Raw genomic sequence first — 25,041 nt, 5'->3', positions numbered from 1 at the left:
CTGCGGCCTGACGTGACGTGAGGGTCAAGCGATGTCCGGTACGGTCGACGCTCAGCTCCTCGGGAAGCGTTCCTCCAGCACCGCGCCGAACAGCGCCTCCACGTCCTCGCGGTCCAGGCCCGCCGCGCGGGCCCGGTCCAGCCAGCCCGCCAGCTCGGCCCGCAGTACGGCGTCGCCCTCGGACTCCGGGCGGGCCAGCGTGCGGCTCACGAAGGTGCCCAGGCCCGGGCGCGGCTCCACGAGGCCCTCGCGCTCCAGCTCGCGGTATGCCTTCAGCGTGGTGTTCGGATTGACCTTCGTCGTGGCGGCGACCTGCGCGGCGGTCGGCAGCCGGTCGCCCTCCACGAGCGTGCCCAGCCGCAGCGCCTGCCGGACCTGCTGGACGATCTGCTGGTACGTGGCGACGCCGCTGCGCCGGTCGATGCGGAATTCGACCATGGTCAGCGCCTTTCCGCTCGGTGTCCGCGCCGGTATGCGCCCCGGCGTCCGCGGTGGGTGTTCAGAGCGGCCGCCGACGGGTCCACTGCACGATGAAGGCCACGATCAGCGCGGTCAGGACGAGCAGCAGAGCGGCGCCGCGCCACTGCATCCCCGCCATCTGGTCGGAGCCGAAGTACTCGACGATCTTATGCACGATGCCCTGGTCGGCCTGGCACGCCGTCTCGCTCTTGGCGTCGACGCAGGTGCCCCAGCCCAGGAGCCGGCCGTCGGCGGTGCCCAGCCACTGGTCGAAGTTGAGCGCGCCGTCCGGGATGGCCGGGAAGTCGCCGGTGGCCGGGCCGGTCACGGTGCGCGGGGTGGCCAGGCGGACCCGGATCCAGTCCCAGACGACCGAGGTGCCGAACGAGACGACGAGCATCACCACCATCGCGGGGACCACACGGCGGACGACCATGCCCACGGCCATGCCGCAGCCGGTGAGGAACAGGGCCATGGCGACCGGCACCGGGCCCGTGATGTCGAAGATCGTTCCGCCGAGCCAGTCGCCGTAGTTCACGAGCCGGTTCGCCGGCGACCACAGGGCGGTGAAGGCGAGGGAGATCAGGGTGGTGCAGACGAGGACGGCCAGCAGGGGCAGCAGCACGGTCGCGGTGATCCATCGGGTACGCGCGACGGACTGCGTGGTGGCCAGCCGTACGGTGCCGTGCTCCTGCTCGCCCGCGATCAGCGGCGCGCCGAGGAACAGGCCGAGGAGCGCGGGCAGGCCGGACAGCGCGTACAGGTTGTCGAACACCGGCTTGTACGCCTCGTCGAACTTCTCGGCGTAGCGGGCGTCGTTGCCGTACCGCGCGACGAAGTCCAGCACGCCGGTGCGGTGATAGAGGCAGTACCCGCACACCACCACCGTGACGGCGGCCAGCAGCAGGAACGCCGTGCGATTGCGGCGCCAGACCAGCCAGGGCAGGCCGTGCAGCGGGCCGCGGCTCCGGGAAGTGGCGGGACGGTTGTCGGTCAGCGTGCTCACGCCGCCTCCTGGTGGGTCGAGGGCCGGGCGGCGGCGGTGATCAGGGGAGGGGCGTCGGGGGAGCGGAGGTAGCCGAGCAGGACCTCCTCCAGGCCGGGCGCGGCGGTCTCCCACGGGCCGTCGGGCAGCTCGGCCAGGGGCCCCTCGCTCCGTACGAGCGCGGTGAACTGCCGCCCCGTGACGCGGTGCTCCACGACGGTGTGGCGCTCGGTCAGCTCCCGGGGCAGGGCGCCGTCCTGCGTCGCGCCGGTGATCAGCGTGTGGGCGGGCAGCAGCGCGTCGGTGTCGCCCGCCATCCGCAGCCGGCCCCCGGCCAGTACGAGGAGGAAGTCGCACATCTCCTCCAGGTCGGAGAGCACGTGGGACGACATGAGGACGGTCGTGCCGTGCTCGGCGGCCTCGGCCAGCAGCAGGCCGGACAGCTCGTGCCGGGCGAGCGGGTCGAGGTCGGCCATCGGCTCGTCGAGCAGCAGCAGTTGCGGCCGCTTCCCGAAGGCCAGCGCGAACGCGACCCGGGTGCGCTGTCCTCCGGACAGCGTCCCAACCCTCGCGTCCAGCGCGATGTCCCCGGCCCGCACGATCCGCTCCGCCGCCGCCTGGTCCCAGCGGGGGTTCAGCTCGCGGCCCATGCGCAGCGTCTCGGCGACCGTGAACCGCTTGTACAGCGGCTTGTCCTGCGCCAGGAAGGCGAACCGGGGCAGCACGGCGGGGTCGGTGACGGGCACGCCGAACAGCTCCAGCGATCCGGTGGTCGGCCGGATGAGCCGGGTGGCGGCCCCGAGGAATGTGCTCTTGCCCGCGCCGTTCGGTCCGACGAGCGCGCAGACCCGGCCGGCGGGCAGCCGGAAGGACAGCTCCCGCAGCGCCCAGCCGCGGCGGTACTTCTTGCCCAGCTCCCGGGCTTCCATCGCGGTGGCTTCACTCATCCCGGTCCCCCCTTTCACTAGTTAATTAGTGGAATGAGTATGGGGAGCGGCCCGGTCCGCTGTCAATCAAGGTCCTGCGGAGAGCGGGCCGCCGCCGAGCTCAGCTCAGCAGGGACTTCCCGAGGTGCCGGCTGTCCTCGTAGCACCGGTAGTGCCCGAACTTCCGCACCGGGAGGTAGCCGCTGGACGCGTACAGCTCCAGCGCCTCCGGCTGCTTGATGCCCGTCTCCAGCACCATCCGCGTCCGCCCGGCGGCGCGCGCGTCGTCCTCCAGCGCGGCGAGGATGCGCCGCGCCAGCCCGCGCCCGCGCGCCTCGGCCGTCACGAACATCCGCTTGATCTCGGCGTCGCCGTCCTCGTACCCGTCGTCGCCCGCTTCCTGCGCGCGCCAGCCGCCGGTGGCCAGCGGCCGCCCGTCCTCGTACGCCAGGAGGTAGACGCCGTTCGGCGGTACGAACATCTCCGGATCGAGCGGCGTCACATCGGGGTCGCCGTAGCGCAGCACGTACTCCTGCTGGACGAGCCCGTCGAGCTCGACGGCGTCGGGGTGGTCATAACGAACCGGACGAATCTCCATTCCGGGAATCGTACGTGCGTCCGATGGGCAGGGGCGAGCGCGACTCCTGGGTCGGCTATCGTGCCCGGATGCTCACCGTGACTTCAGTAAACGTCAACGGCCTGCGGGCCGCCTCGAAGAAGGGCTTCGTGCCGTGGCTGGCGGAGACCGCCGCGGACGTGATCTGCCTGCAGGAAGTGCGTGCCGAGCTCGACCAGCTGCCGGCGGGGGTGCGGGCGCCCGAGGGCTGGTTCGCCACGTACGCGCCGGCCGCGGCCAAGGGGCGGGCCGGCGTGGCGCTGCTCACGCGCCGGGAGCCGGACGCGGTGCGGGTGGGCTTCGGGTCGGCGGAGTTCGACACCAGCGGCCGGTACGTCGAGGCCGACCTCCCGGGCGTCACGGTCGCCAGCCTCTACCTGCCCTCCGGCGAGGTCGGCACGGACCGGCAGGACGAGAAGGAACGCTTCATGGCGGAGTTCCTGCCGTACCTGGTGGAGCTGAAGGGCAAGGCGGCGGCGGACGGCCGCGAGGTCGTGGTCTGCGGTGACTGGAACATCGCCCACCAGGAAGCGGACCTGAAGAACTGGAAGGCCAACCAGAAGAAGGCCGGCTTCCTCCCCGAGGAGCGCGCCTGGCTCACCCGCGTCCTGGACGAGGCGGGCTACCGGGACGTCGTCCGCACCCTCCACCCGGACGTCGCGGGCCCGTACTCCTGGTGGTCCTACCGCGGCAAGGCATTCGACAACGACGCGGGCTGGCGCATCGACTACCAGATCGCCACCCCGGGGCTCGCGGACCGCGCCGTGAAGGCATACGTGGAACGCGCCGAGTCGTACGACCAGCGGTGGTCGGACCATGCTCCGGTGACGGCGGTCTACGACCTCTGAGCCGGCTCGGGGACTCCTCGGGGGCGAGTCCCGGGAGTCCTCGGCGCCGTTCACTCGCGTGTCCGAGTCGGGGACTCCAGCGCGACGTTTCTTTCACTCGTTCATGCGTGTTAGTCGGCATATCTCCTGGTTTCATGCTTTGTTGCGTTTTGTCGACATTGTCGCCGTGCGTCGTTTTCGGTCGTGCGGCAAGCCAGGAGAGGAAACGCAACATGCGGTACAGGATCAAGGCTGTGTCCGGCGCGGTGGCCGGAGCGGCGCTGCTGCTCGCCCAGGCGGGAACCGCCATGGGTGACCCCGGCGGCCGGCCCGCCGCTCCGGGGAAGGGGGACTTCCGCATCGCCAGCGCCGCCGACGGCCGCTGCCTGGCCCCCCGTGCGGCCAAGGGAATGCTGGACCTGTCGCTCATCACCTGCGGCAGCCAGGGCGCGACCGACGTGTTCGGGCTCAAGCCGCACGCCGAGCGGTTCCAGCTGCGGAGCGAGGCGAAGAAGGGCTGCCTCGGCATCAACCCCGGACGGAAGCTGATGTTCCCGTCCTGCTCGGTGAAGCAGATGACGGACTGGACGTTCACGAAGCACGGCGCGGGTTACCAGATCCGCAGACCCGGCACGGACCCCAGTCGGGGACAGCTGCGCGGTGAGGTCCGGCACGACTGCGTCACCGAGGTCCTCGACCGGAAGAAGGGCGACCGCGTCTCCCTGAAGCCGTGCGCCGACAACGACCCGCGGCAGATCTGGAAGCTGACGGAGGTCCGGCAGGCGGCGGCACAGCAGCAGGACCCGGTGCAGCAGCCGCAGAACGGGAAGGCGGGGCCGGCGAAGCCGGAGCCGGGTCACCATGACGCGGCCAAGCCGGACCCGGCCAAGCCGGACCCGGCCAAGCCGGACCCGGCCAAGCCGGACCCGGCCAAGCCGGACCCGATGAAGCCCGAGCCCGGTCACCACCAGGCCGGTCACCACGAGGGCGCGAAGCCGGAGCCCGCCAAGCAGCAGCCCGGTCACCACGACGCGGCCCAGCAGCAGCCCGGTCACCATGACGCTGCCCAGCAGCAGCCCGGTCACCACGAGGCGTCGCAGCCCGCGGCGGCCAAGCCCGAGGCGCCGAAGCCCGCGGACGCGCAGCCGCAGGTGGCGAAGCCCGCCGGTACGTAATCGGCAGTAGTGCGATGAGCCCGTTCCCGGCGCGCGCAGGCCGGGGGCGGGCTCAGCCCGTTTCCGGGCCGCCCGCCGGGCCCTGGCCCTCCGCCGCCTCCCGGCCCTCCGCCGCCTCCCGGCCTTCCGCCGGAGCCTCGGAGTCCTCTGCCGGGGCCTCGGAGTCCGTCACCGGTGCCGCGTCCGCCCAGGCGGACAGTTCCGTACCGATGCGGCGGTCCATGGCCATCGAGAGTTCGGCGTCGACGATGCTCTTGGAGAGCGGGCGGAGCTTGTCGATGGTCCCCGCGACCTTGGCCAGCTCGTCCGGGCCGAGCGTCCCGCCGGCCTCCGCGCGCGCCAGTACGTCCTGCAGGACGTGGGTGCGGATGACCGTGATGAACAGCTCGGCCAGCGCGTCGGCGTGCGCGCGCACCTGGCGCCCGGCCTCCAGTACGGCGGCCAGCGGCACGCCCTCGGCGACCAGGTCGGTCGAGGCGTCCAGCAGCCGGCGGCTGATGTGCACGAACTCGTCGCCGTCGACGGCGAGATAGCCGATGTCGAGGGAGGCGGCGAGGTTGTCGACCGTGACGTCGTTCTTGAAGTGGTCGGCCAGTTCCTCGGGGGTGAGGCGGACCGGGGTCTCCTCCGAGAAGGGGGCCACGGGGGAGGTGCTGTCCAGGCCGAGCAGCTCGCCGACGTCGCGGCCGCTCTCGAAGGCGGTGAGCAGCTGCGCGATGCCGCCGAGGTTGTGGCCGCGCTCCAGCAGGCCGGCGATCGTCCGGAGCCGGGCCAGATGGTGCTCGTTGTACCAGGCGATGCGGCCCTCGCGGCGGGGTGGCGGGATGAGCTTGCGCTCGCGGTAGAAGCGCAGCGTACGCACCGTGATGCCGGCCTCCTTGGCCAGCTCGGTCATGCGGAACTCGCGTTCCTTCGGGCCGTCCTCGGTGCCTGTCTTCGCTTCCACGGCTTCAGCCTATGCCGCGGGCCCGGTCGGCCTGCGAGGTGCAACCGCCGGTAACTTCCTCGTGCGCAACCCCTACCGCTCAGTACGTAGCTGGCCTACGCTCCGATCGTGCCAGTGATTGCTGGCGCAGTTCGGAGTCAGGGACGGACAGGAGGCGCGGCATGGCCGAGCGCGAGCACGAACACGTACGGGTGGCGGTGATCGGATCGGGATTCGGCGGCCTGGGGGCCGCCGTCCGGCTGCGCCGCCAGGGAATCACGGACTTCGTCGTCCTGGAGCGGGCCGACTCCGTGGGCGGCACCTGGCGCGACAACAGCTACCCGGGATGCGCCTGCGACGTCCCCTCGCACCTGTACTCCTTCTCCTTCGCGCCCAACCCCGAGTGGCCGCGGAACTTCTCCGGGCAGCCGCACATCCGGGCGTACCTGGAGAAGGTCACCGACACCTTCGGGCTGCGCCCGCACATCCGCTTCAACGCGGAGGTGCGCAGCGCGCGCTGGAACACCGACGAGCTGTACTGGGAGATCGAGACGGCGCAGGGGGCGCTCACCGCCGACATGCTCGTCTCGGCGACCGGGCCGCTCTCCGACCCGCAGATCCCCGACGTGCCGGGGCTCGACGGCTTCCAGGGCAAGGTCTTCCACTCGGCCCGCTGGGACCACGACTACGACCTGCGCGGCAAGCGCGTCGCGATGATCGGCACGGGCGCCTCGGCGATCCAGATCGTGCCCGCGATCCAGCCGACCGTGGACAGGCTCACCGTCTTCCAGCGGACGCCCCCGTGGGTCATGCCGCGCGCGGACCGCAAGATCTCCCGCGCCGAGCACTGGCTGCACACCAAGGTGCCCGCCACCCGGGCGCTCCGCCGTCAGCTGCTGTGGGGCATCCGCGAGCTCCAGGTCTCCGCGTTCACCAAGCGGCCCAAGGAGCTGGGCCTGGTCCAGGCGCTGGCCAAGGCGCATATGCACCGGGCGGTCAAGGACCCCGCGCTGCGCGCCAAGCTCACCCCCGACTACACCATCGGCTGCAAGCGCATCCTGTTGTCCAACAGCTACTACCCGGCGCTCGCCCAGCCCAATGTGGACGTCGTCGCCTCCGGTCTGAAGGAGGTGCGCGGCAACACCCTGGTCGCCACGGACGGCACCGAGACCGAGGTCGACGCGATCATCTTCGGTACCGGCTTCCACGTCACCGACATGCCCATCGCGGAGCGGGTGACCGGCGCCCACGGCACGACGCTGGCCGAGGAGTGGAAGGACGGCATGGAGGCGCTGCGCGGCAGCAGCGCGGCCGGCTTCCCCAACTTCCTCACCATCATCGGGCCCAACACCGGCCTCGGGAACAGCTCGATGATCCTCATCATCGAGGCCCAGCTGAACTACATGATCGACTACCTGCGCCAGCTCGACGTGCTCGGCGACCGGATAGCCCTGGACGCCCGCCCCTCCTCGGTGCACGCCTGGTCCGCCGCCATCCAGAAGCGGATGGAGCGCACCGTCTGGAAGACCGGCGGCTGCGACAGCTGGTACCTCGACGCCAACGGCCGCAACACCACCGTCTGGCCCGGCACCACCGCCGAGTTCCGCAAGGTCACCCGCCAGGTCGACCTCGCCGAGTACGAGGTGCTGCGGCCACAGCCGGGCAAGGCCACCGAGCACGCCGACAAGGCGGACAAGACCGTGGAGGCCGCCGCATGAGCCGCCCGCCGCACGTCACCAGCGGGCGCTACGCCCCGCCCGCCGCCCGCCGCGAGCTGACCGTCACCTCCGCCGACGGCTCCCGGCTGTACGCCGAGATCCACGGCCCCGAGGACGCGCCCGCCGTCGTCCTCGCGCACGGCTGGACCTGCTCGACCGCCTTCTGGGCCCCGGTCGTACGGGAGCTGGCCACCGACCACAAGGTCGTCGTCTACGACCAGCGCGGCCACGGCCGCAGCCCCGCGGCCGGCCCCGGCGGCTACAGCACCGAAGCGCTGGCCGACGACCTCGAAGCCGTACTGGCCACCGCGCTGGAGCCCGGCGAGAGAGCCGTGCTGGCCGGGCACTCCATGGGCGGCATGACCGCGATGGCCGCGGCCCGCAGGCCAGGGATGCGTGAGCGCGCCGCCGCGGTACTGCTGTGCAGCACCGGCGCCGCCGACCTCGCCGCCGAGTCCCGGGTGATACCGCTGCGCTCGCCCGGCGCGCGCCGCTTCGCGCACCGCGCCGTCCTCGGCTCGCGCGCCCCGCTGGGCCCCGTCACACCGCCCGGCAAGCGCGTCCTGAAGTACGCCACGATGGGTCCGCACGCGACGCCCGAACAGATCGAGGCGTGCGCCCGCATCGTGCATTCCTGCCCGGTCGGGGTACGTGCCCAGTGGGGCAAGGTCCTCGCGAGCCTGGAGCTGACCGGCGAGGTGGCCCGGCTGGACGTGCCCACCGCGATATTGCAGGGCACCGCCGACCGGCTCACCCCGGTCGTGCTCGCCCGCCGGCTGGCCTCCGTACTGCCGAACTGCCTGGGCCTGACGGAGCTGCCGGGCCTGGGCCACATGACGCCCATCGAGGCGCCGGACACGGTCGCGGGAAAGATCCGCGAGCTGGTCCGCGACCACCTGACCGCGGCCGCGCCCGAGCCGGCCGCGCTCGCCCCGCAGCAGAAGAAGAAGGCGCGGCGCGCCGGGGAAGCGAAGGAGAAGACGGCATGAGCGGACGCAGGACCCTGGAGGGCCAGGTCGTCGTCGTCACCGGTGCGGCCCGCGGCGTCGGCGAACTGCTGGCCCGCAAGCTGTCGGCGCGCGGCGCCACGCTCGCGCTGGTCGGCCTGGAGCCGGACGAGCTGAAGAAGGTAGCCGCCTCCCTGCACGGCGAGGCGCACAGCTGGTACGCCGACGTCACCGACCACGAGGCGCTCGCCCGGGTCGCGCAGGAGGTCAAGGAGCACTTCGGCAAGGTCGACGTGGTGGTCGCCAACGCGGGCGTCGCCACCGGCGGCCCGTTCGTCGACTCCGACCCCGTCGCCTGGAAGCGCGTCATCGAGGTCAACCTCATCGGCGGCGCGGTCACCGGACGCGCCTTCCTGCCCGTACTGATGGAGTCCCGCGGGTACTTCCTGCAGATCGCCTCGCTCGCCGCGATCACCCCGGCGCCGATGATGACCGCGTACTGCGCGTCGAAGTCGGGCGTCGAGGCGTTCGCGCACAGCCTGCGCGCCGAGGTCGGCTACAAGGGCGTGAAGGTCGGCGTGGGCTATCTGAGCTGGACGGACACCGACATGGTGCGCGGTGCCGACCAGGACGACGTGATGCGCGAGCTGCGCCAGCGGCTGCCCTGGCCGTCGAACAAGACGTATCCGCTGAGCCCCGCCGTCGACCGGATCGTGGCCGGCATCGAGCGCCGCTCCGCGCACGTGTACGGCCAGTGGTGGCTGCGCGGGATGCAGTCCATCCGCGGCTATCTGCCCGCGGTCATCGGGTCGGTGGGGCAGCGCGAGATGAAGCGCTTCGGCAGCCGGCTGGACGGCATGAAGGTCGGCCTGGTGGGGGCCGGCGGCGCGGCGGACGAGAGCGCGCGGTCGCAGCGGTAACCAGCCGGTATGCCGTCCGAAATGCGTAGTTAATTGCTCCATGCGAGGCTGGTGTGCATTCCGTCGTCATCACAACGGGAGTACACCCATGGGCCTCATAGACCAGTTCCGTGCCAAGCAGCAGGAGCTCGACGAGCGGGCGCGGCGTGCGTCCGGCAACGAGGATGTACCGGAGCGCGGCCAGGAGGCGGCGTCCCGCCCGCAGAAGACCTCGGAGGAGAGTCTGGAGGTCTGAGCCGGGCCGGACGTGTGAGGGGCGCACCCGAGCGGGTGCGCCCCTCACACGTGCCGTCAGCCGTTGCTCCGCGGCGGCAGCGCCGGCCGGCTGTTGTCGGGGACGTTGGCGAGCCCCGGCGGGTCCGTCGCCGGGTGCCGCTCCAGCAGCTCCAGCGCCGTACGGACCGCGACGCCCAGCTGCGGATTGCGGCCCTCCGCCCACTGGAGCGGCGAGCGCAGCGCCTGGATGTCGGCCTCCACGCCGTGGTTCTCCACGTCCCAGCCGTACGCGTCGAACCACGCGGCGTTCATCGGGACGGTGATCGACGTGCCGTCGCCGAGGCGGTGCCGGCCGGTCATGCCGACCACCCCGCCCCAGGTGCGCAGGCCCACCACCGGCCCGATGCCCTGCAGTTTGAAGGCTGCGATGATCATGTCGCCGTCGGAGGACGTCATCTCGTCCGCGACCGCGACGACCGGACCGCGCGGCGCGTTCGACACATACGTCACCGGCTGCGCGTCCCGGGTCAGGTCCCAGCCCACGATCGTGCGGGTCAGCTTCTCGATGACCAGCTCGGAGATGTTGCCGCCGGCGTTGCCCCGTACGTCGACGATCAGCGCCGGGTGCGAGACCTCCATCCGCAGGTCGCGGTTGAACTGCGCCCAGCCGGAGCCGCCCATGTCGGGGATGTGCAGATAGCCGCACTTGCCGCCGCTCAGCTCGCGCACCACCTCGCGGCGCTTGGCCACCCAGTCCTGGTACCGCAGCGGCCGCTCGTCGATCAGCGGCACGATGGCCACGCGGCGCGAGCGGCCGTCGCCGTCGGGGGACTCGAAGGTCAGCTCCACCGTCGTGCCGCCCGCCGCCGCCAGCAGCGGGAACGGGCCCGTCACCGGGTCGACCGCGCGGCCGTCGATGTGCGTGAGCACCGCACCCTCGCGGATGCCCGTACCGGCCAGCGGGGAGCGGGCCTTGGAGTCGGAGGAGTCGCCGGGCAGGATGCGCTTGAGGACCCAGCGGTCGTTGCGGCAGACGAAGTTGGCGCCCAGCAGGCCGATCGCGCGCTGGTAGTGCGGCGGGCCTTCATTGCGCCGCGCTCCGGTGACGTACGCGTGCGAGGTGCCCAGCTCGCCCATCACCTCGCGGAGCAGGTCGGCGAACTCGTCGGGGGAGGCGACCCGGTCGACCAGCGGGCGGTACTGGTCCAGCACGGCGCCCCAGTCGATGCCGCACATGCCCGGGTCCCAGAAGTAGGAGCGCACGATCCGGCCCGCCTCGTCGAACGCCTGCCGCCACTCGGCCGCGGGGTCCACGTCATGCAGGATGCGCCGCAGGTCCAGGAAGACCGTGGAGTCGGCGTCCGGGGTCTCCAGCGCGGGCACGGACCGGAGGTCGCCCTCGTCGTTGATCACGAGACGGGTGCCGTCGCCGCTGAGCGCGTACGAGTCGATCGAGCTGGTCAGCTCCGTGCGCTTGGCCTTGACCAGGTCGAAGTGCTCCAGCGTCGGCTGGCCCGAGGTGTTGTCGGGGTTGGCGAAGGTCTCGCCCAGCGCCCCGGAGATCGGCCAGCGCAGCCACACCAGGCCGCCGCCGGCCACCGGCGAGAGCGCGGAGTACTTCGAGGCCGCGACCGGGAAGGGTGTGACCCGGCTGGCCAGCCCCTCCACCTCCACCAGCACCATGCCCTCGGCCGCCGTGTCCACGGGGTCCAGCCCGCCCGCCGCCGGCCGGCCCTCGGGGGACAGCGCGAACGGCGAGGGCGTGGCCGAGTTGAGCGGGACCAGATACGGGCGGCAGCCCAGCGGGAAGGACAGGTCGCCGGTGTGCACGTCGTAGACCGGGTCGAAGCCGCGCCAGGACAGGAACGCCAGATAGCGGCCGTCGCGGGTGAAGACCGGCTGCTCGTCCTCGAAGCGCCCGTTGGTGACGTCCACGACCAGGCCGTCGCCCAGCTTGGCGATCTTGATCTTCCGCAGCGACCGGCCGATGCCCGGATGGGACCAGGTCAGCCACTTGGAATCGGGGGAGAACGCCAGGTCGCGCACCGGGCCGTTGTCCGAGCGCACCAGCTCGGTGACCTCGCCGTCGCCCTCCTCGGAGGCGTCCACCAGGAGCAGCCGCCCGTCGTTCGCGGCCACCGCCAGTCGCTCGCCGTCCGGCGCCGACACCAGCTCGTGCACCCGGCCGAGCTGCCCGGCGGCGAGCCGGCGCGGCTCCCCGGGTCCGGACGCCTTCGGCAGGTCCGAGATCTCGATGGCGTCCTCGCCCACCACGTCGGTGACGTAGGCGATCCGGCCCGTGTCGCCCAGCATCTCCGGCAGCCGGACCCGCACGCCCGGGATGTCGTGGATCGTGCGCGCCGGGCCGTCGCGGTGCGTGAGCCAGTACAGGCTGCCGCGCACCCCGACCGCGCTGGCCCGGCCCGTGGAGTCCACCGCGAGGGAGGTGACGTTGGCGGCGGCGGGCACCTGATGCGTCCGGCGGCCCGTGCGCGGCCCGCCGAGCCGGACCGGCAGCTTGCGCGGTCTGCCCGCCGGGCTCAGGTCGTCCACCAGCCACAGCTCGCCCGCGCACTGGTACACGATGCGCTCGCCGTCGCTCGCCGCATGCCGGGCGTAGAAGTCCGCGTGGTCGGTGTGGCGGCGCAGGTCCGTGCCGTCGGGGAGGCACGAATAGACGTTGCCGACGCCCTCGTGGTCGGAGAGGAAGGCGATGCGGCCGTCGACGAACATCGGGGTGTCCAGATGGCCGTTGATCTCCGGCACCAGCTGTGTGCCGTGCAGCCACAGCCGTCCCGTCGCGCCGCCGCGGTACCGCTTCCAGGCCGCGGGCTCATGCGGCGGAGTGCCGCTGAGCAGCAGCGTCTTGTGCTCGCCGTCGATGTCGGCGACCGCGATGTTCGACACCGGGCCCCACGGCAGCCGCCCGCCGGGGCTCCCGTCCGTCGGCACCTTGTACGCCCAGGAGTAGTACGAGAACGGCTGGCCGTGCGAGGAGACCGCCAGGATCTCGCCGTCCGGGGTCCAGCCGCACACCCGGGCGTCCGTGCTGCCCCAGTAGGTCAGCCGGCGGGCCGGGCCGCCCTCGGCCGGGACCAGATGGATCTCCGGGTCCAGGCTGCGCCACGTCATGAACGCGATCTCGCTGCCGTCCGGGGAGAAGCGCGGATGGCTCACGCGGGTGCGGTCCACGGTCAGCCGCCAGGCGCGGGGCGGCTCGGCGTCCTCCGGGACGACCGGTGCCACCCACAGGTCGTCCTCGGCGGCGAAGCACACCGTGTCCCCGTGGATATGGGGAAAGCGCAGATAGGACCCGCCGGTACTGCCTCCGTCCGGCTTGACCGGCCGCAGGCGGCCGCGGGCTCTTGCGGGGGCGGACTGCGTCTCCGAGGGCGGCTCGACAGCCTCCTGTGCGTCGCTCACCCGTACATCGTTTCGGCCTGGGCAGGCCGCGGCAACTCGACTCCCATAAGTCACCCCAAGGGGTGACGGAGCGTGGAGCCGTGCCCCACGCTTCCCTCCGGGCGTGCGCCGGGTGCCGTACGGGGTGGTGGCCGATGTCATACCGCGCCCCTTCCGGTACGGCACGGAACGTTCCACGGCCGCCGCAGTCCCGGTGAAAAGAGGGGGATTGTCGCTGTTTGTAGGTGTCGGCCGGAGGTGTCCTCGGCGGACGCAGGGGTGGTGACCTCCCCGAACGGGCAGTTCCGCGGTGCAGGCGCTCTTGCACATGATTTGCAGTACGACCACCATGAGTGGGTTACGACCACGAGCGGAGAGCCCAGCCATGCATGTCCCCGACGGATTCATCAATGCACCGGTCTCGGTGGCGACCGGTGCGGTCGCCGCGGCCGCCGTCGCGGTCAGCCTGCGCGGCGCCCGCCGCGAGCTGGGCGGCGACGGCCTCGGCGGGGAGCGCACCGCGCCGCTCGCCGGCCTCGTCGCCGCGTTCATCTTCGCCGTGCAGATGCTGAACTTCCCGGTCGCCGCCGGCACCAGCGGCCACCTCCTCGGCGGGGCGCTCGCGGCGATCCTCGTCGGCCCGTACACCGGCGTCCTCTGCGTCTCCGTCGTCCTCCTCATGCAGGGCGTCCTCTTCGCCGACGGCGGCCTCACCGCGCTCGGCGTCAACATCACGGACATGGCGGTGACCACGACGGTCGTCGCCTATCTGCTCTTCCGCGGGCTGGTGAAGGTGCTGCCGCGCAAGCGCCGCTCGATCACGGTCGCGAGCTTCGTCTCCGCGCTGGTCTCCGTGCCCGCCGCCGCCCTCGTCTTCACCCTGCTCTACGCCCTCGGCGGCACCGCCGACGTCTCCACCGGCAAGGTGCTGACCGCCATGGTCGGCGTGCACGTCCTCATCGGCATCGGCGAGGCCGTCATCACCGCCCTCACGGTCGGCGCGGTGATCGCCGTACGGCCCGACCTCGTGTACGGCGCCCGCGGCCTCAGCAAGCCGCTCGAACTGAAGGTCGCGCCCGTCGCCGCGCCCGCGGCACCGGGCGCGCCCCGCCCCGAGCCCGTCGCCGCCCCGGTGGCCGCGGCCGAGGCGGCCCCCACCGCCGAGGCCGAGCCCAAGACCCCCGCGCCGGCCCCCGGCCACCGCTCCACCAAGCGCGTCTGGCTCGCCGGCGTCGCCGCAGCCCTGGTCTGCGCCGGTGGCGTCAGCTACTACGCCTCCGCCAGTCCCGACGGCCTGGAGAAGGTCGCCCAGGACCAGGGCATCGACAAGAAGGCGAAGGACCACGCCGCCAAGGACTCCCCGCTCGCCGACTACAACGTCAAGGACATCACCGACGCCCGGCTCTCCGGCGGCCTGGCCGGCGTGATCGGCGTCGGCGCGACCCTGGCCGTCGGCACCGGCGTCTTCGTGGTCGTACGCCGCCGCCGCGACGCCGGGGAGACCGCCGCCACCGACGACCGCACCCCGCAGCAGGTCTGACATGGGTGCCGGACACGCACACAAGCTCTACCGGCACGGGCACTCGCCCGTGCACGCGCTCCCCGCGCACTGCAAGATCGCGGCCGTCTTCGGCTTCGTGCTGATCGTCGTCTCCACGCCCCGCGAGGCGGTCTGGGCCTTCGGCCTGTACGCCGTGCTGCTCGCGGCCGTGACCGCGGCCGCCCGCGTCCCCGCCGGGTTCGTCCTGAAGCGGCTCCTCATCGAGGTGCCGTTCGTCGCGTTCGCGCTGCTCATGCCGTTCGTCGCCGAGGGCCCGCGGGTGCACGCGCTCGGCATGTCGCTCAGCGAGTCCGGCCTGTGGGGCGCCTGGAACATCCTCGCCAAGGGCACCCTCGGCGTCGCGGCGTCGGTCCTCCTCGCCTCCACCACCGAACTCCGCGCGCTCCTCCTCGGCCTGCAGCGCCTGAAGATGCCCCCGATGCTCGTCCAGATCGCGTCCTTCATGATCCGCTACGGCGACGTGATCACCGACGAGATGCGGCGCATGCGCATCGCCCGCGTCTCGCGCGGCTTCGAAGCGCGCGGCGTCCGCCACTGGGGCGTCCTCGCCAAGTCCGCCGGCGCGCTCTTCATCCGCTCCTACGAGCGAGGTGAACGCGTCCACCTCGCGATGGTCAGCCGCGGTTACACCGGCACGATGCCGGTCACCGACGAGGTGACCGCCGGCCGCGCCCAGTGGACCTCCGCCGCGCTGCTCCCCCTCGCCGCCCTCGCCGTCTGCCTCCTCGGATGGACCCTATGAACACCACAGCCCCCTCCCTCGAGGTCGCCGGCCTCGCCTACGCCTACCCCGACGGCCACCAGGCCCTGTTCGGCGTCGACCTGACCGTCGCGCGCGGCGAGCGGGTGGCCCTGCTCGGCCCGAACGGCGCCGGCAAGACCACCCTCGTACTCCACCTCAACGGCATCCTCGAAGCGGGCGCCGGCACCGTCGCAGTCGCCGGCCTCTCCGTCGCCAAGCGCAACCTCGCGGAGATCCGCCGCCGCGTCGGCATCGTCTTCCAGGACCCCGACGACCAGCTCTTCATGCCGACCGTGCGCGAGGACGTCGCGTTCGGCCCCGCCGCCGCGGGCCTGCGCGGCGCGGAGCTGGAGGAACGGGTCATCGAGGCGCTCGACCGGGTCGGCATGGCCGGCTTCGCCGACCGTCCCCCGCACCACCTCTCCTTCGGGCAGCGGCGCCGGGTCGCGGTGGCCACCGTGCTCGCCATGCGCCCCGAGATCCTCGTCCTGGACGAGCCCTCCTCCAACCTCGACCCGGCCTCCCGCCGCGAACTCGCCGACGTACTGCGGTCCCTGGACGTCACGGTCCTGATGGTCACCCACGACCTGCCGTACGCGCTGGAGCTCTGCCCCCGCTCCGTCGTCCTCTCCGGCGGGGTCATCGCCGCCGACGGCCGCACCCAGGACCTGCTCTGCGACGCGGACCTGATGGCCGCCCACCGCCTCGAACTGCCTTTCGGCTTCGATCCCCGCTCGGTGACCGCGCCGGTGTGACATGCCCGCGGCGGTTCCTGTGACCCTCCCCACGGGCAGCGGGTTCCTGGTCATCAGCACTGATCGGCGCGTTGCACCATGGATGGGTCACAAACGCGACGGATGAGTGGGAAGCGGGAACCAGTGGTGGACGTCCACGGCACGGTCGAGGCCGGCTATGAGCCGGTCCGCGATGCCTTCGCGGCGAACTTCGCGCGGCGCGGCGAGCGGGGGGCGGCGGTCGCCGCCTATCGGGACGGGCGCAAGGTCGTCGATCTGTGGGCCGGTGACCGCGACGGCGACGCGGCCGCCGCCGGTACCGGAGCCCCCTGGGAAGAGGGCACCGCGCAGCTCGTCCGCTCCGCGACCAAGGGCGTCGCCGCCGTCGTCCCGCTCCTCCTCCACCAGCGCGGCCAGCTCGACCTGGACGCGCCGGTCGGCACGTACTGGCCCGAGTACAAGGCCGCGGGCAAGGAGCGCACGCTCGTCCGCCACCTGCTCTCGCACCGCGCGGGAGTACCGGTACTGGACACCCCGCTCACCCCCGCCGAGGCCGTCGACGGCGTCAGCGGCCCGGCCGCGGTGGCCGCGCAGGCCCCGGCGTGGGAGCCCGGCACGGACCACGGCTACCACGCCCAGACCTACAGCTGGCTCCTCTCGGAGCTGGTCCTGCGGGTCACCGGCCGCACGATCGGCGCGTTCGTCGCCGAGGAGATATCCGGGCCGCTCGGCCTGGACCTGTGGATCGGCCTTCCCGAAGCGGAGGCCGCACGCGGCCGGGTCGGCCGCCTCGCCGAGGTCTCCCCGCCGCCCGCCCCTGAGGGCGCGGGCCTGCGCGTACGGCCCAAGCGCGCCGTGGCCGAGGCGTACGAGGACCCCGCCTCCCTCACCCGCCGGGCCTTCGGGGCGATCTCCCCGCACGCCGACGAGAACGCCCCCGAGTTCCGCGCCGCCCAGCTCCCCGGCTCCAACGGCATCGCCACGGCGCGTTCCCTGGCCCGCCTGTACGCGGCGCTCATCGGCCCCGTCGACGGCCACCCCCGCCTCTTCGCGCCCGCGACCCTGACGCTGGCCCGTACCGAGGAGTCCGCGGGCCCGGACCGTACGCTCATCGCCTCCTCGCGCTTCGGCCTGGGCTACATGCTGCACGGCCCCGCGGCCCCGCTGCTCGCCCCCGGCTCGTTCGGCCACCCGGGCCGCGGCGGCGCCCTCGCCTTCGCCGACCCCGAATCGGGCCTCTCCTTCGGCTACATCACCAACGGCATGCAGAAGAACGTCACGGCGGACCCCCGGGCTCAGGCGCTGGTCCGCGCGCTGCGGACGACGGTCTGAGGGACCGCGGTACCGGCGCCGCGCGCTAGCTGGTGTGCAGCATCAGCCCGATGCCGACGACCATCAGCCCCGCCGCCGCGATCCGCGGTGCCCCGAAGCGTTCCTTCAGGAAGACCGCGCCGATCGCGGCGCCGACGATGATCGAGGACTCGCGGAGCGCCGCGATCGGCGCGAGCGGCGCGCGGGTCTGGGCCCACAGCACCAGCCCGTACGCGAAGACCGACAGCACGCCGCCGAGCAGCCCGCGGACGGCGAACGGGCGCAGCTCGGCGAAGAGCGCGCGGCGCCGCGTGGCCAGCGCGTACACGGGGATCGCCAGGCCCTCCAGGAGCATCAGCCAGCCGATGTAGCCCAGCGGCGTGCCGGAGGCGCGGACGCCCACGCCGTCGACCGTCGTGTACGAGGCGATCGCCAGGCCCGTGGCGACCGCGGCGATGATCGCGGGCCAGTGCGGCCGGGTACCGGAGCCGCGGATGCCCCACAGCGCGACGCCGAGCAGGCCGGCGGAGGCCAGCGCGACGCCGGTCAGCGCCCAGGCGTCGGGCAGTTCGTTGACGAAGACCGCGGCGAGGACGGTGACCACGAGCGGCGCGGTGCCGCGCGCGATCGGGTACATCTGTCCGAAGTCGCCGAGCCGGAAGGACCGCATGAGCAGCGCCTGGTAGACGACGTGCAGCAGCGCGGAGGCGATGAGGAGCGGCCAGGCGCCGGCGGCGGGGAGCGGCGCGAGCGCGGCGAGCACCGCACCGCAGACGGTGCCGCCGGAGCCGACGAGGGTGAAGGCGAGCAGCTGGTCCTTGATGCCGTGGGCGATCGCGTTCCAGGCGGCGTGGGTGATGGCCGCGGCCAGTACCGCGGCGACGACGAGCGGGGTCACGACGGGGTGTGCTCGCGCACGTCCACGACGCGGCCGCCCGCGTACTCGACGATCGCCTTGGGGTCGAGCGGGAAGACGGTGTGCGGGGTGCCGGCGGCGGCCCAGACCGTGCCGTGGGCCAGCAGGCCCTGGTCGGCGAGGACGGTGGTGCGGGTGCGGTGCCCGAAGGGCGGTACGCCGCCGATCGCGTAGCCGGTCGTCTCGCGGACGAGGTCGGCGTCGGCCCGGCCGACGTGCTGCGCGCCCAGCTCGGCCCGTACCTTGTCGAGATCGACGCGGGACGCGCCGTCCACGAGGACGAGCACCGGCACGCCGTCCGCCTCGAAGACCAGGGACTTGACGATCTCCGCCGGCTCGCAGCCGACAGCGGCGGCGGCCTGCGCCGCCGTGCGGGTGGCGTCCGGGAAGCGGCGTACCGGGACTTCGAGGCCCAGCTCGCGCAGCGCCGCGGCGAACAGGGGATGAGCGTCGGCTGAAGTACTCATGGCCCGCACGCTAGCGAAAGCTGTACGGGCCATGCGACCGGGAAAAGGGGGCCGTCCGCGATGTGGACGGCCCCCTTCCGGGGAGGGCGGTCAGCCCTGGTTGAGAATGGCGCGGACCACCGGGCCCGCGTTGTCGCCGCCGTGGCCGCTGGCCGGGACGACGGCCGAGGCCGCGAGGTCACCGTTGTACGCGGTGAACCAGGCGTTCGGCTTCTTCTGGTTGTCGACCTCGGCGGAGCCGGTCTTGGCGCCGATGTCACCGCTGAGGCCGGACATCGCCTTGGCGCCCGTACCGGACGTGGCGGTCAGCTTCATCAGGTACTTCATCGCCGACGCGGTCGCCGGCTTCATGTTCCGGGACGCCTTGGCGAGCGACCGGTGGTCGACGTCCGGGGAGACGATGTACGGCTGGTGGAAGCTGCCGGACTGGACGGTCGCCGCGATGGAGGCGACGTTCAGCGGGTTCATCCGGACCCCGCCCTGGCCGATGAGCGAGGCGGCCATCTGCGCGTCGCTCTGCACCGGGACGTTGCCGTCGAAGCTGGGGATGCCGGTGTTCCAGGTCTGGCCGAGGCCGAAGACGTCCCGGGCCTGCTTGGTCAGGTCGTCGTCCTTCAGCTTCTCGGCCTGCGAGATGAAGGCGTTGTTGCAGGAGGCCGCGAAGCTCTGCGCGAAGGTGCCGTCCTTGATCTCGGACTTGTTGAGGTTCTGGAACTTCCAGCCGCCGTACGTCACGTACTTCGGGCACGGGTGCTTCTTGTTCGGCGAGGTCATGCCCTTGTCGATGAGCATCGACGAGGTGACGACCTTCATCGTGGAGCCGGGGGCCAGCGAGCCCTGCGTGGCGACGTTGAAGCCCTTGGTGGGCGCGTTGGCGATGGCCAGGATCTCGCCGGTGCTGGGCTTGACCGCGACCGCCGACGCCTTGCTCTTCCCGGCGACCGCCTTCTGGGCCGCGGCCTGGATCTTGGCGTCCAGCGTGGTCTTCAGCGTGCCGGGGGTGCCCTTGGAGAGCACCTTCAGGGTCTGGTCAGGCTTCTGGGTGGCCTTGTCGCCGCTCTTGGCGCGCTGGATGAAGAACTCCACGCCCGGGGTGCCGCCGGCCTTGTCGCCGTAGCGGTCCCGCAGGCTGTCCAGGATGCCGGCCAGCTCCGGGTTGCTGTCCTTGGTGATCGCGGTGCCGTTGCGGTCCACCGCCTTGATGGGCGGCGCCTCGCTCTCGCCCGTGCGCAGCGTGTCGCCCTCGCCGAGCCCCGGGTGCACGATCGTGGGCCGCCAGTCGACGACCGGCTTGCCGGTGGCCTTGTCCCGCTCGACGGTGAGAGAGGTCGCGTACGAGACGGACGCGCTCTTGCCCTGGTACGAGATCTGCCCGGAGACCTGGTACGGCACCTCGTCGCCCTTGCGGGTCCCGGGGGTGAGCTTCAGCTGACTGATGTGGGCCTGCTTGGCGACACCGGTCAGCGCGGTGCCGGCCGCCTTCGTGTCGTCGGTCAGCTTCGCCGCCTCGGCGACCTGTCCCGACTGCCAGGCATTCAGGAAGCCGGTGGCGGCGGTCTTCACTTCCTTCGCGGAGAGCGGCCCGGTCTTCACCGTCGCGCCGCCGTCGGCGGACTTGCCGTCCGCCGCCGTGACCTCCTGCTGCGGGGCCTCATCGGAACTTCCCATCAGGGTGTACCCGCCGACGCCTCCCGCGATCAGGGCGATCGCCCCGCCGATCAGCCCGTACCTCACCTCGCGGCGCATGACTTACCGTTCCCCTCCTGAAGCAGCGTGGTCGTCCCTGGAAACCCGACACAAGAACGTGCAGCGCACTCTATGGGACACGGGGTATTGGAGTGACCCTCGCGCGTCTCGTTACGGCATCGGTACGGTGACACTCAGTCGATGCGACCGTCACGGAATGGTCACATGCGGGGCCGCCCATTCCCCGCCGCACCCCTCATACCCAGGTGTCCAGCCACATCCGTGCCTGCCATGCGCTCTTGGGGATCGGTAGCCCTGTGTATACGGGATAGAAATAAATGAAGTTCCACACAATGAGCAGGACCAGGATGCCCGCCGCTACGATGCCCGCCGCGCGGCGCCGGTCGCCGGTGAGGAGCTGGCCCGGTTCCGCGACGGTGCCGTCGTGCGGCCGTCCGATGACCGCGCCGAGCGTCATGGCCAGCGCCAGGCAGAGGAACGGCACGAAGACGACCGCGTAGAAGAGGAAGATCGTGCGCTCCTGGTAGAGGAACCAGGGGAGATAGCCGGCCGCGATGCCGCAGGCGATCGCGCCGGCCCGCCAGTCCCGCTTGAACAGCCAGCGGTAGAGGACGTAGAGCAGCGCGAAGCAGCCGGCCCACCACAGGAGCGGGGTGCCGAGCGCGAGGACCTCGCGGGCGCAGCCCTCGGCCGCGGTGCAGCCGTCCTGGCCGGCCTTGGGGTCCTCGTAGAAGTAGGAGACCGGGCGGCCCAGGACCAGCCAGCTCCAGGGGTTGGACTGGTAGGTGTGGGTCGAGGTCAGGTGGGTGTGGAACTCGTAGACCTCGTGCTGGTAGTGCCAGAGGCTGCGCAGCCAGTCGGGGAGCCAGGTCCAGCCGCCGGTGCGGCCTTCGGGGGTGGTGGCCCAGTCGCGGTAGTAGCCGCCCTTGGTGACGATCCAGCCGGTCCAGGACGCGAGGTAGGCGGCCGCCGCGAGGACGACGGTGGAGAGGAACGCGGGGACGACGTCGCGGCGGAGGACCGAGCGGTACGGGTGGCGGGCGCCCGCCGTGCGCCGGGCGCCGGCGTCCCACAGGACCGACATGAGGGCGAAGGCGGCGAGGAAGTAGAGACCGTTCCACTTGGTCGCGGCGGAGAGGCCGAGGCAGAGCCCGGCCGCCAGCCGCCAGGGACGCCAGCCGAGGCCCAGCCGGTCGCCGACCCCGTCGTCCGGGCGGGCCAGGCCGTCCTCACCCACGGGCAGCGCGGCGGCGAGCCGGGCGCGGGTGCGGTCCCGGTCGACGAGGAGACAGCCGAAGGCGGCCACGACCCAGAACATGACGATGAGGTCGAGGAGGGCCGTGCGGCTCATCACGAAGTGCAGGCCGTCCACGGCCAGCAGCAGGCCCGCCAGGCAGCCCAGGACGGTGGAGCGCAGCAGGCGGCGGCCGATGCGGCAGAGCATCAGTACCGACAGGGTGCCGAGCAGGGCCGTCATGAAGCGCCAGCCGAAGGGGCTCATGCCGAACGCCCACTCGCCCAGCGCGATCATCCACTTCCCGAGGGGCGGGTGGACGACGTAGGAGTGCTCGGGGCTGAGCAGGAGGTGCGGCGGGTTGCCGACCAGCGCGTCGTTGGCGCTCTTCGCCCAGGTGCCCTCATAGCCGTACTGCAGCAGCGACCAGGCGTCCTTCGGGTAGTACGTCTCGTCGAATATCACCTTGTCCGGGCTGCCGAGGCGCCAGAAGCGCAGGATGCCGGCGAGCAGCGCGACCAGTACGGGCAGGCCCCACGCGGCGAGCCGGGCCGCGCGGGGGGAGAGGCGCGACGCGGGGAAGGGTGCGAGGAGCCGGGTCCGCACGTCCCGCTCCGGGCGCGCGGTGTAGCCGAAGCGGCGCAGCCGCCGCAGCCAGGCGGTCGGCGCCGGGACGCCGCCCTGCGGCGCCTGCGCGGCGCGCGCCGCGGCCCCGGCGGCCACCGGGGCCGCCCTGCCGTGATCGCCGGCGCGCCGGTCGTTGGTCGCGGTGTCACTCGTCACCGGGCCATCGTAGGGAAGCGGCCTGTGAGAGGCCCGTCTCTCCGGCCCGTCTTCCGGCGCGGCGGGAAGGATGCGGGCGCGCCTGAAAGGATGGGGCCGTGACTGGAACGCTCGTACTCGCAGGGACCCCCATCGGTGACACCGAGGACGCGCCGCCGCGGCTGGCGGCCGAGCTGCTCGCCGCCGACGTGATCGCGGCCGAGGACACCCGCAGGCTGCGCCGCCTGACGACCGCGCTGGGCGTGCACACCACGGGCCGGGTGGTGTCGTACTTCGAGGGGAACGAGTCGGCGCGCACCCCGGAGCTGGCCGAGGCGCTCGAAGGCGGCGCCCGGGTGCTGCTGGTCACCGACGCGGGCATGCCCTCGGTCTCCGACCCCGGCTACCGCCTGGTGGCCGCCGCGGTGGAGCGCGGCGTGAAGGTGACGGCCGTGCCGGGCCCGTCCGCGGTGCTCACCGCGCTCGCCGTCTCCGGGCTCCCGGTGGACCGCTTCTGCTTCGAGGGCTTCCTGCCCAGGAAGGCGGGGGAGCGGACCGGCCGGCTGAAGGAGGTCGCCGACGAGCGGCGCACGCTCGTCTACTTCGAGGCGCCGCACCGGCTGGCCGACTCCCTCGCCGCGATGGCCGAGGTCTTCGGCGCCGACCGGCGCGCCGCCGTCTGCCGCGAGCTGACGAAGACGTACGAGGAGGTGCGCCGCGGCCCGCTGGAGGAGCTGGCCGGGTGGGCGGCCGACGGCGTACGCGGCGAGATCACCATCGTGGTGGAAGGGGCGCCCGAGCCGGGGCCCGGCGATCTGGGCCCCGAGGAGCTGGTGCGCCGGGTGCGGGTCCGTGAGGAGGCCGGTGAGCGGCGCAAGGAGGCCATCGCGGGGGTCGCGGCCGAGGCCGGCGTACCCAAGCGGGAGGTCTTCGACGCGGTGGTGGCGGCAAAGAATGCGGAGCGTGGTGATTCTCGTGCGGGTAAATGACCGGTCGAGAAGGTAAAGAGCAGGTCGGCCCGGTGCGGTTCTTTTCCTCGGCCCGCTCAAATCTGGGCCAATAGGAAGAACCTTTGCTGCATCGCAGCTCGGAAAGGCGTCCACTGGAACTGGGGCGTTCAACCCCGAGAGCTTGTCCGGCGGACAAGAGGAGCTGCGATGACTGAACCTGTGGGAACCACGAGCGGGACCCCGCACACGCCCGGGACCGAACCTGCCGCGCACGAGGCGTACTCCTTCGCCTGTATGAAGTGCGGGCACGGCTGGGAGCAGTCCTACGACATCGAGCACCACGTGGACGTGTCCGGCGAGCCGCGCGTCGTCTACTACACGGACGGCGAGCGCGTCCCGTCACCTCTGACCAGGCCCACCTGCCGCCAGTGCGGCGGGCACATAGTCCGGATCATGCGGGCAGGTCAGGTTTCCATGGTCTCGGCGGCCGCCGAGCGGCTCTACTCGCCGCGCAAGCCGCAGCCCACGACCGGCCCGGCCGGTGACCCCGGCGACTCCGGCGGTGACGCGTCCGCGCGGCGCGGCCACCACTGGCACCTGTCCGACCTGCTGCACCCCTTCCAGCACCACCGCAGGTAGCCCGGTGCCGCGGGGCTCATAGGATCGAGGTATGAGCTCGAAGGACGCACCGCCGCCGCTGCCCGAACCGCTCGGGGTCTCCGTAGCGGACTCGCACACCCACCTGGACATGCAGGAGGGCTCGGTCGAGGAAGCGCTCACCAAGGCCGCCGCCGTCGGCGTGACGACGGTGGTGCAGGTGGGCTGCGACGTGAAGGGCTCGCGCTGGGCCGCGGAGACCGCCGCGGCCCATGAGGCGGTGCACGCGGCGGTGGCGCTGCATCCGAACGAGGCGCCGCGCATCGTGCTCGGCGACCCCGACGGCTGGTCCCGGCAGGGCGCCCGGGAGCCGGGTGGTGACGCGGCGCTGGACGAGGCGCTCGCGGAGATCGACGCGCTGGCCGCGCTGCCGCACGTCCGCGGCGTCGGCGAGACGGGCCTGGACTACTTCCGTACCGGCCCCGAGGGCATGGCCGCGCAGGAACGGTCCTTCCGTGCACACATCGAGATCGCCAAGCGGCACGGCAAGGCCCTGGTCATCCACGACCGGGAGGCGCACGACGACGTGCTGCGGGTGCTGCGCGAGGAGGGCGCGCCCGAGCGGACCGTCTTCCACTGCTACTCCGGCGACGCGGCGATGGCGAAGGTGTGCGCCGAGGCCGGGTACTTCATGTCCTTCGCCGGGAACGTCACGTTCAAGAACGCCCAGCCGCTGCGGGACGCGCTGGCCGTCGCCCCGGCCGAGCTGGTGCTCGTCGAGACCGACGCCCCCTTCCTGACCCCGGCGCCGTACCGCGGTCGGCCTAACGCGCCGTACCTCATTCCGGTCACGCTGCGGGCCATGGCCGAGGTCAAGGGCATGAGTGAGGACGCGCTGGCCACGGCCGTCGCGGCCAACACGACCCGCGCTTTCGATTACTGAG

Annotated in this window: 23 protein-coding genes; 13 read left to right on the top strand and 10 right to left on the bottom strand. The window is 72.4% G+C overall.

Going from position 1 to position 25,041, the window contains the following annotated elements:
• Positions 1 to 51: 51 nt before the first annotated feature.
• The 4 genes from ACIGXO_RS18730 to ACIGXO_RS18715 all read right to left on the bottom strand — a co-directional run bounded on the left by ACIGXO_RS18730 (position 52) and on the right by ACIGXO_RS18715 (position 2,968).
• Positions 52 to 438, bottom strand: a complete 387-nt coding sequence (locus ACIGXO_RS18730) for a GntR family transcriptional regulator (protein ID WP_399787603.1) — start codon at positions 436 to 438, stop codon at positions 52 to 54.
• Positions 439 to 499: 61 nt separating this feature from the next.
• A complete protein-coding gene (locus ACIGXO_RS18725) occupies positions 500 to 1,465 on the bottom strand; it encodes an ABC transporter permease subunit (RefSeq protein ID WP_399787600.1) in 966 nt (321 codons plus the stop codon).
• The gene (locus ACIGXO_RS18720; protein WP_399787597.1) at positions 1,462 to 2,391 is read right to left on the bottom strand and encodes an ABC transporter ATP-binding protein; all 930 of its coding nucleotides are present in this window, start codon (positions 2,389 to 2,391) and stop codon (positions 1,462 to 1,464) included. The genes ACIGXO_RS18725 and ACIGXO_RS18720 overlap by 4 nt, the downstream gene beginning before the upstream one ends.
• Before the next feature lie 100 nt (positions 2,392 to 2,491).
• Positions 2,492 to 2,968 carry a GNAT family N-acetyltransferase gene (locus ACIGXO_RS18715; RefSeq protein ID WP_399787594.1) on the bottom strand — a complete coding sequence of 159 codons (477 nt, stop codon included), beginning with the start codon at positions 2,966 to 2,968 and terminating at the stop codon, positions 2,492 to 2,494.
• A 68-nt stretch (positions 2,969 to 3,036) separates the two neighbouring features.
• On the opposite strand from ACIGXO_RS18715, the gene ACIGXO_RS18710 reads away from it, so the two are divergent.
• Together ACIGXO_RS18710 and ACIGXO_RS18705 are read left to right on the top strand one after the other, a co-directional pair.
• Entirely contained in the window at positions 3,037 to 3,834 is a 798-nt protein-coding gene (locus ACIGXO_RS18710) for an exodeoxyribonuclease III (protein ID WP_399787591.1), read from the top strand.
• Positions 3,835 to 4,046: 212 nt separating this feature from the next.
• On the top strand, positions 4,047 to 4,988 hold the full coding sequence (locus ACIGXO_RS18705) for a hypothetical protein (RefSeq protein WP_399787589.1): 942 nt from the start codon (positions 4,047 to 4,049) through the stop codon (positions 4,986 to 4,988).
• Positions 4,989 to 5,040: 52 nt separating this feature from the next.
• Here the strand turns inward: ACIGXO_RS18705 and ACIGXO_RS18700 are convergent, their stop codons facing one another.
• Positions 5,041 to 5,883 carry a MerR family transcriptional regulator gene (locus tag ACIGXO_RS18700; RefSeq protein WP_399788484.1) on the bottom strand — a complete coding sequence of 281 codons (843 nt, stop codon included), beginning with the start codon at positions 5,881 to 5,883 and terminating at the stop codon, positions 5,041 to 5,043.
• Positions 5,884 to 6,095: 212 nt separating this feature from the next.
• Between ACIGXO_RS18700 and ACIGXO_RS18695 the strand changes: the two genes are divergently transcribed.
• From ACIGXO_RS18695 to ACIGXO_RS18680, 4 genes are all read left to right on the top strand, one after another.
• Entirely contained in the window at positions 6,096 to 7,631 is a 1,536-nt protein-coding gene (locus ACIGXO_RS18695; RefSeq protein WP_399787587.1) for a flavin-containing monooxygenase, read from the top strand.
• The gene (locus ACIGXO_RS18690; RefSeq protein WP_399787584.1) at positions 7,628 to 8,620 is read left to right on the top strand and encodes an alpha/beta fold hydrolase; all 993 of its coding nucleotides are present in this window, start codon (positions 7,628 to 7,630) and stop codon (positions 8,618 to 8,620) included. Before ACIGXO_RS18695 ends, ACIGXO_RS18690 begins: the two co-directional genes overlap by 4 nt.
• Positions 8,617 to 9,498: an SDR family oxidoreductase gene (locus ACIGXO_RS18685; RefSeq protein WP_399787581.1), complete on the top strand. Its 882-nt coding sequence runs from the start codon at positions 8,617 to 8,619 to the stop codon at positions 9,496 to 9,498. The genes ACIGXO_RS18690 and ACIGXO_RS18685 overlap by 4 nt, the downstream gene beginning before the upstream one ends.
• Before the next feature lie 88 nt (positions 9,499 to 9,586).
• Positions 9,587 to 9,733 (top strand): hypothetical protein, encoded by a 147-nt coding sequence (locus ACIGXO_RS18680; protein ID WP_399787578.1) that lies wholly within the window; start codon positions 9,587 to 9,589, stop codon positions 9,731 to 9,733.
• Between the two features lie 56 nt (positions 9,734 to 9,789).
• Here the strand turns inward: ACIGXO_RS18680 and ACIGXO_RS18675 are convergent, their stop codons facing one another.
• Positions 9,790 to 13,065 (bottom strand): S41 family peptidase, encoded by a 3,276-nt coding sequence (locus ACIGXO_RS18675; RefSeq protein WP_399788481.1) that lies wholly within the window; start codon positions 13,063 to 13,065, stop codon positions 9,790 to 9,792.
• A 436-nt stretch (positions 13,066 to 13,501) separates the two neighbouring features.
• Here ACIGXO_RS18675 and ACIGXO_RS18670 point away from each other — a divergent pair, with 436 nt between their 5' ends.
• From ACIGXO_RS18670 to ACIGXO_RS18655, 4 genes are all read left to right on the top strand, one after another.
• Positions 13,502 to 14,656 carry an energy-coupling factor ABC transporter permease gene (locus ACIGXO_RS18670; protein WP_399787575.1) on the top strand — a complete coding sequence of 385 codons (1,155 nt, stop codon included), beginning with the start codon at positions 13,502 to 13,504 and terminating at the stop codon, positions 14,654 to 14,656.
• Position 14,657: 1 nt separating this feature from the next.
• A complete protein-coding gene (cbiQ, locus tag ACIGXO_RS18665; RefSeq protein WP_399787572.1) occupies positions 14,658 to 15,419 on the top strand; it encodes a cobalt ECF transporter T component CbiQ in 762 nt (253 codons plus the stop codon).
• Positions 15,416 to 16,174, top strand: a complete 759-nt coding sequence (locus ACIGXO_RS18660; protein ID WP_399787569.1) for an energy-coupling factor ABC transporter ATP-binding protein — start codon at positions 15,416 to 15,418, stop codon at positions 16,172 to 16,174. The genes cbiQ and ACIGXO_RS18660 overlap by 4 nt, the downstream gene beginning before the upstream one ends.
• A 102-nt stretch (positions 16,175 to 16,276) precedes the next feature.
• Positions 16,277 to 17,485: a serine hydrolase domain-containing protein gene (locus ACIGXO_RS18655; RefSeq protein WP_399787566.1), complete on the top strand. Its 1,209-nt coding sequence runs from the start codon at positions 16,277 to 16,279 to the stop codon at positions 17,483 to 17,485.
• A 25-nt stretch (positions 17,486 to 17,510) separates the two neighbouring features.
• Here the strand turns inward: ACIGXO_RS18655 and ACIGXO_RS18650 are convergent, their stop codons facing one another.
• The 4 genes from ACIGXO_RS18650 to ACIGXO_RS18635 all read right to left on the bottom strand — a co-directional run bounded on the left by ACIGXO_RS18650 (position 17,511) and on the right by ACIGXO_RS18635 (position 22,571).
• Positions 17,511 to 18,362: an EamA family transporter gene (locus tag ACIGXO_RS18650; protein WP_399787563.1), complete on the bottom strand. Its 852-nt coding sequence runs from the start codon at positions 18,360 to 18,362 to the stop codon at positions 17,511 to 17,513.
• On the bottom strand, positions 18,359 to 18,847 hold the full coding sequence (locus tag ACIGXO_RS18645) for a YbaK/EbsC family protein (protein ID WP_399787561.1): 489 nt from the start codon (positions 18,845 to 18,847) through the stop codon (positions 18,359 to 18,361). Before ACIGXO_RS18645 ends, ACIGXO_RS18650 begins: the two co-directional genes overlap by 4 nt.
• A gap of 90 nt (positions 18,848 to 18,937) precedes the next feature.
• Entirely contained in the window at positions 18,938 to 20,593 is a 1,656-nt protein-coding gene (locus tag ACIGXO_RS18640; protein WP_399787558.1) for a penicillin-binding transpeptidase domain-containing protein, read from the bottom strand.
• A gap of 196 nt (positions 20,594 to 20,789) precedes the next feature.
• A complete protein-coding gene (locus ACIGXO_RS18635; protein ID WP_399787555.1) occupies positions 20,790 to 22,571 on the bottom strand; it encodes a dolichyl-phosphate-mannose--protein mannosyltransferase in 1,782 nt (593 codons plus the stop codon).
• 98 nt (positions 22,572 to 22,669) lie between these two features.
• Between ACIGXO_RS18635 and rsmI the strand changes: the two genes are divergently transcribed.
• The 3 genes from rsmI to ACIGXO_RS18620 all read left to right on the top strand — a co-directional run bounded on the left by rsmI (position 22,670) and on the right by ACIGXO_RS18620 (position 25,040).
• Entirely contained in the window at positions 22,670 to 23,539 is an 870-nt protein-coding gene (rsmI, locus tag ACIGXO_RS18630) for a 16S rRNA (cytidine(1402)-2'-O)-methyltransferase (RefSeq protein ID WP_399787552.1), read from the top strand.
• 168 nt (positions 23,540 to 23,707) lie between these two features.
• Positions 23,708 to 24,139: a hypothetical protein gene (locus tag ACIGXO_RS18625; protein WP_399787548.1), complete on the top strand. Its 432-nt coding sequence runs from the start codon at positions 23,708 to 23,710 to the stop codon at positions 24,137 to 24,139.
• Positions 24,140 to 24,170: 31 nt separating this feature from the next.
• A complete protein-coding gene (locus tag ACIGXO_RS18620; protein ID WP_399787545.1) occupies positions 24,171 to 25,040 on the top strand; it encodes a TatD family hydrolase in 870 nt (289 codons plus the stop codon).
• The last annotated feature ends 1 nt before the right edge of the window (position 25,041 follow it).

Origin of the sequence: Streptomyces sp. NPDC053542 (genome assembly GCF_044544685.1) — a bacterium.
GTDB lineage: Bacteria > Actinomycetota > Actinomycetes > Streptomycetales > Streptomycetaceae > Streptomyces.
This window is presented reverse-complemented; position numbering and strand designations above follow the sequence as displayed.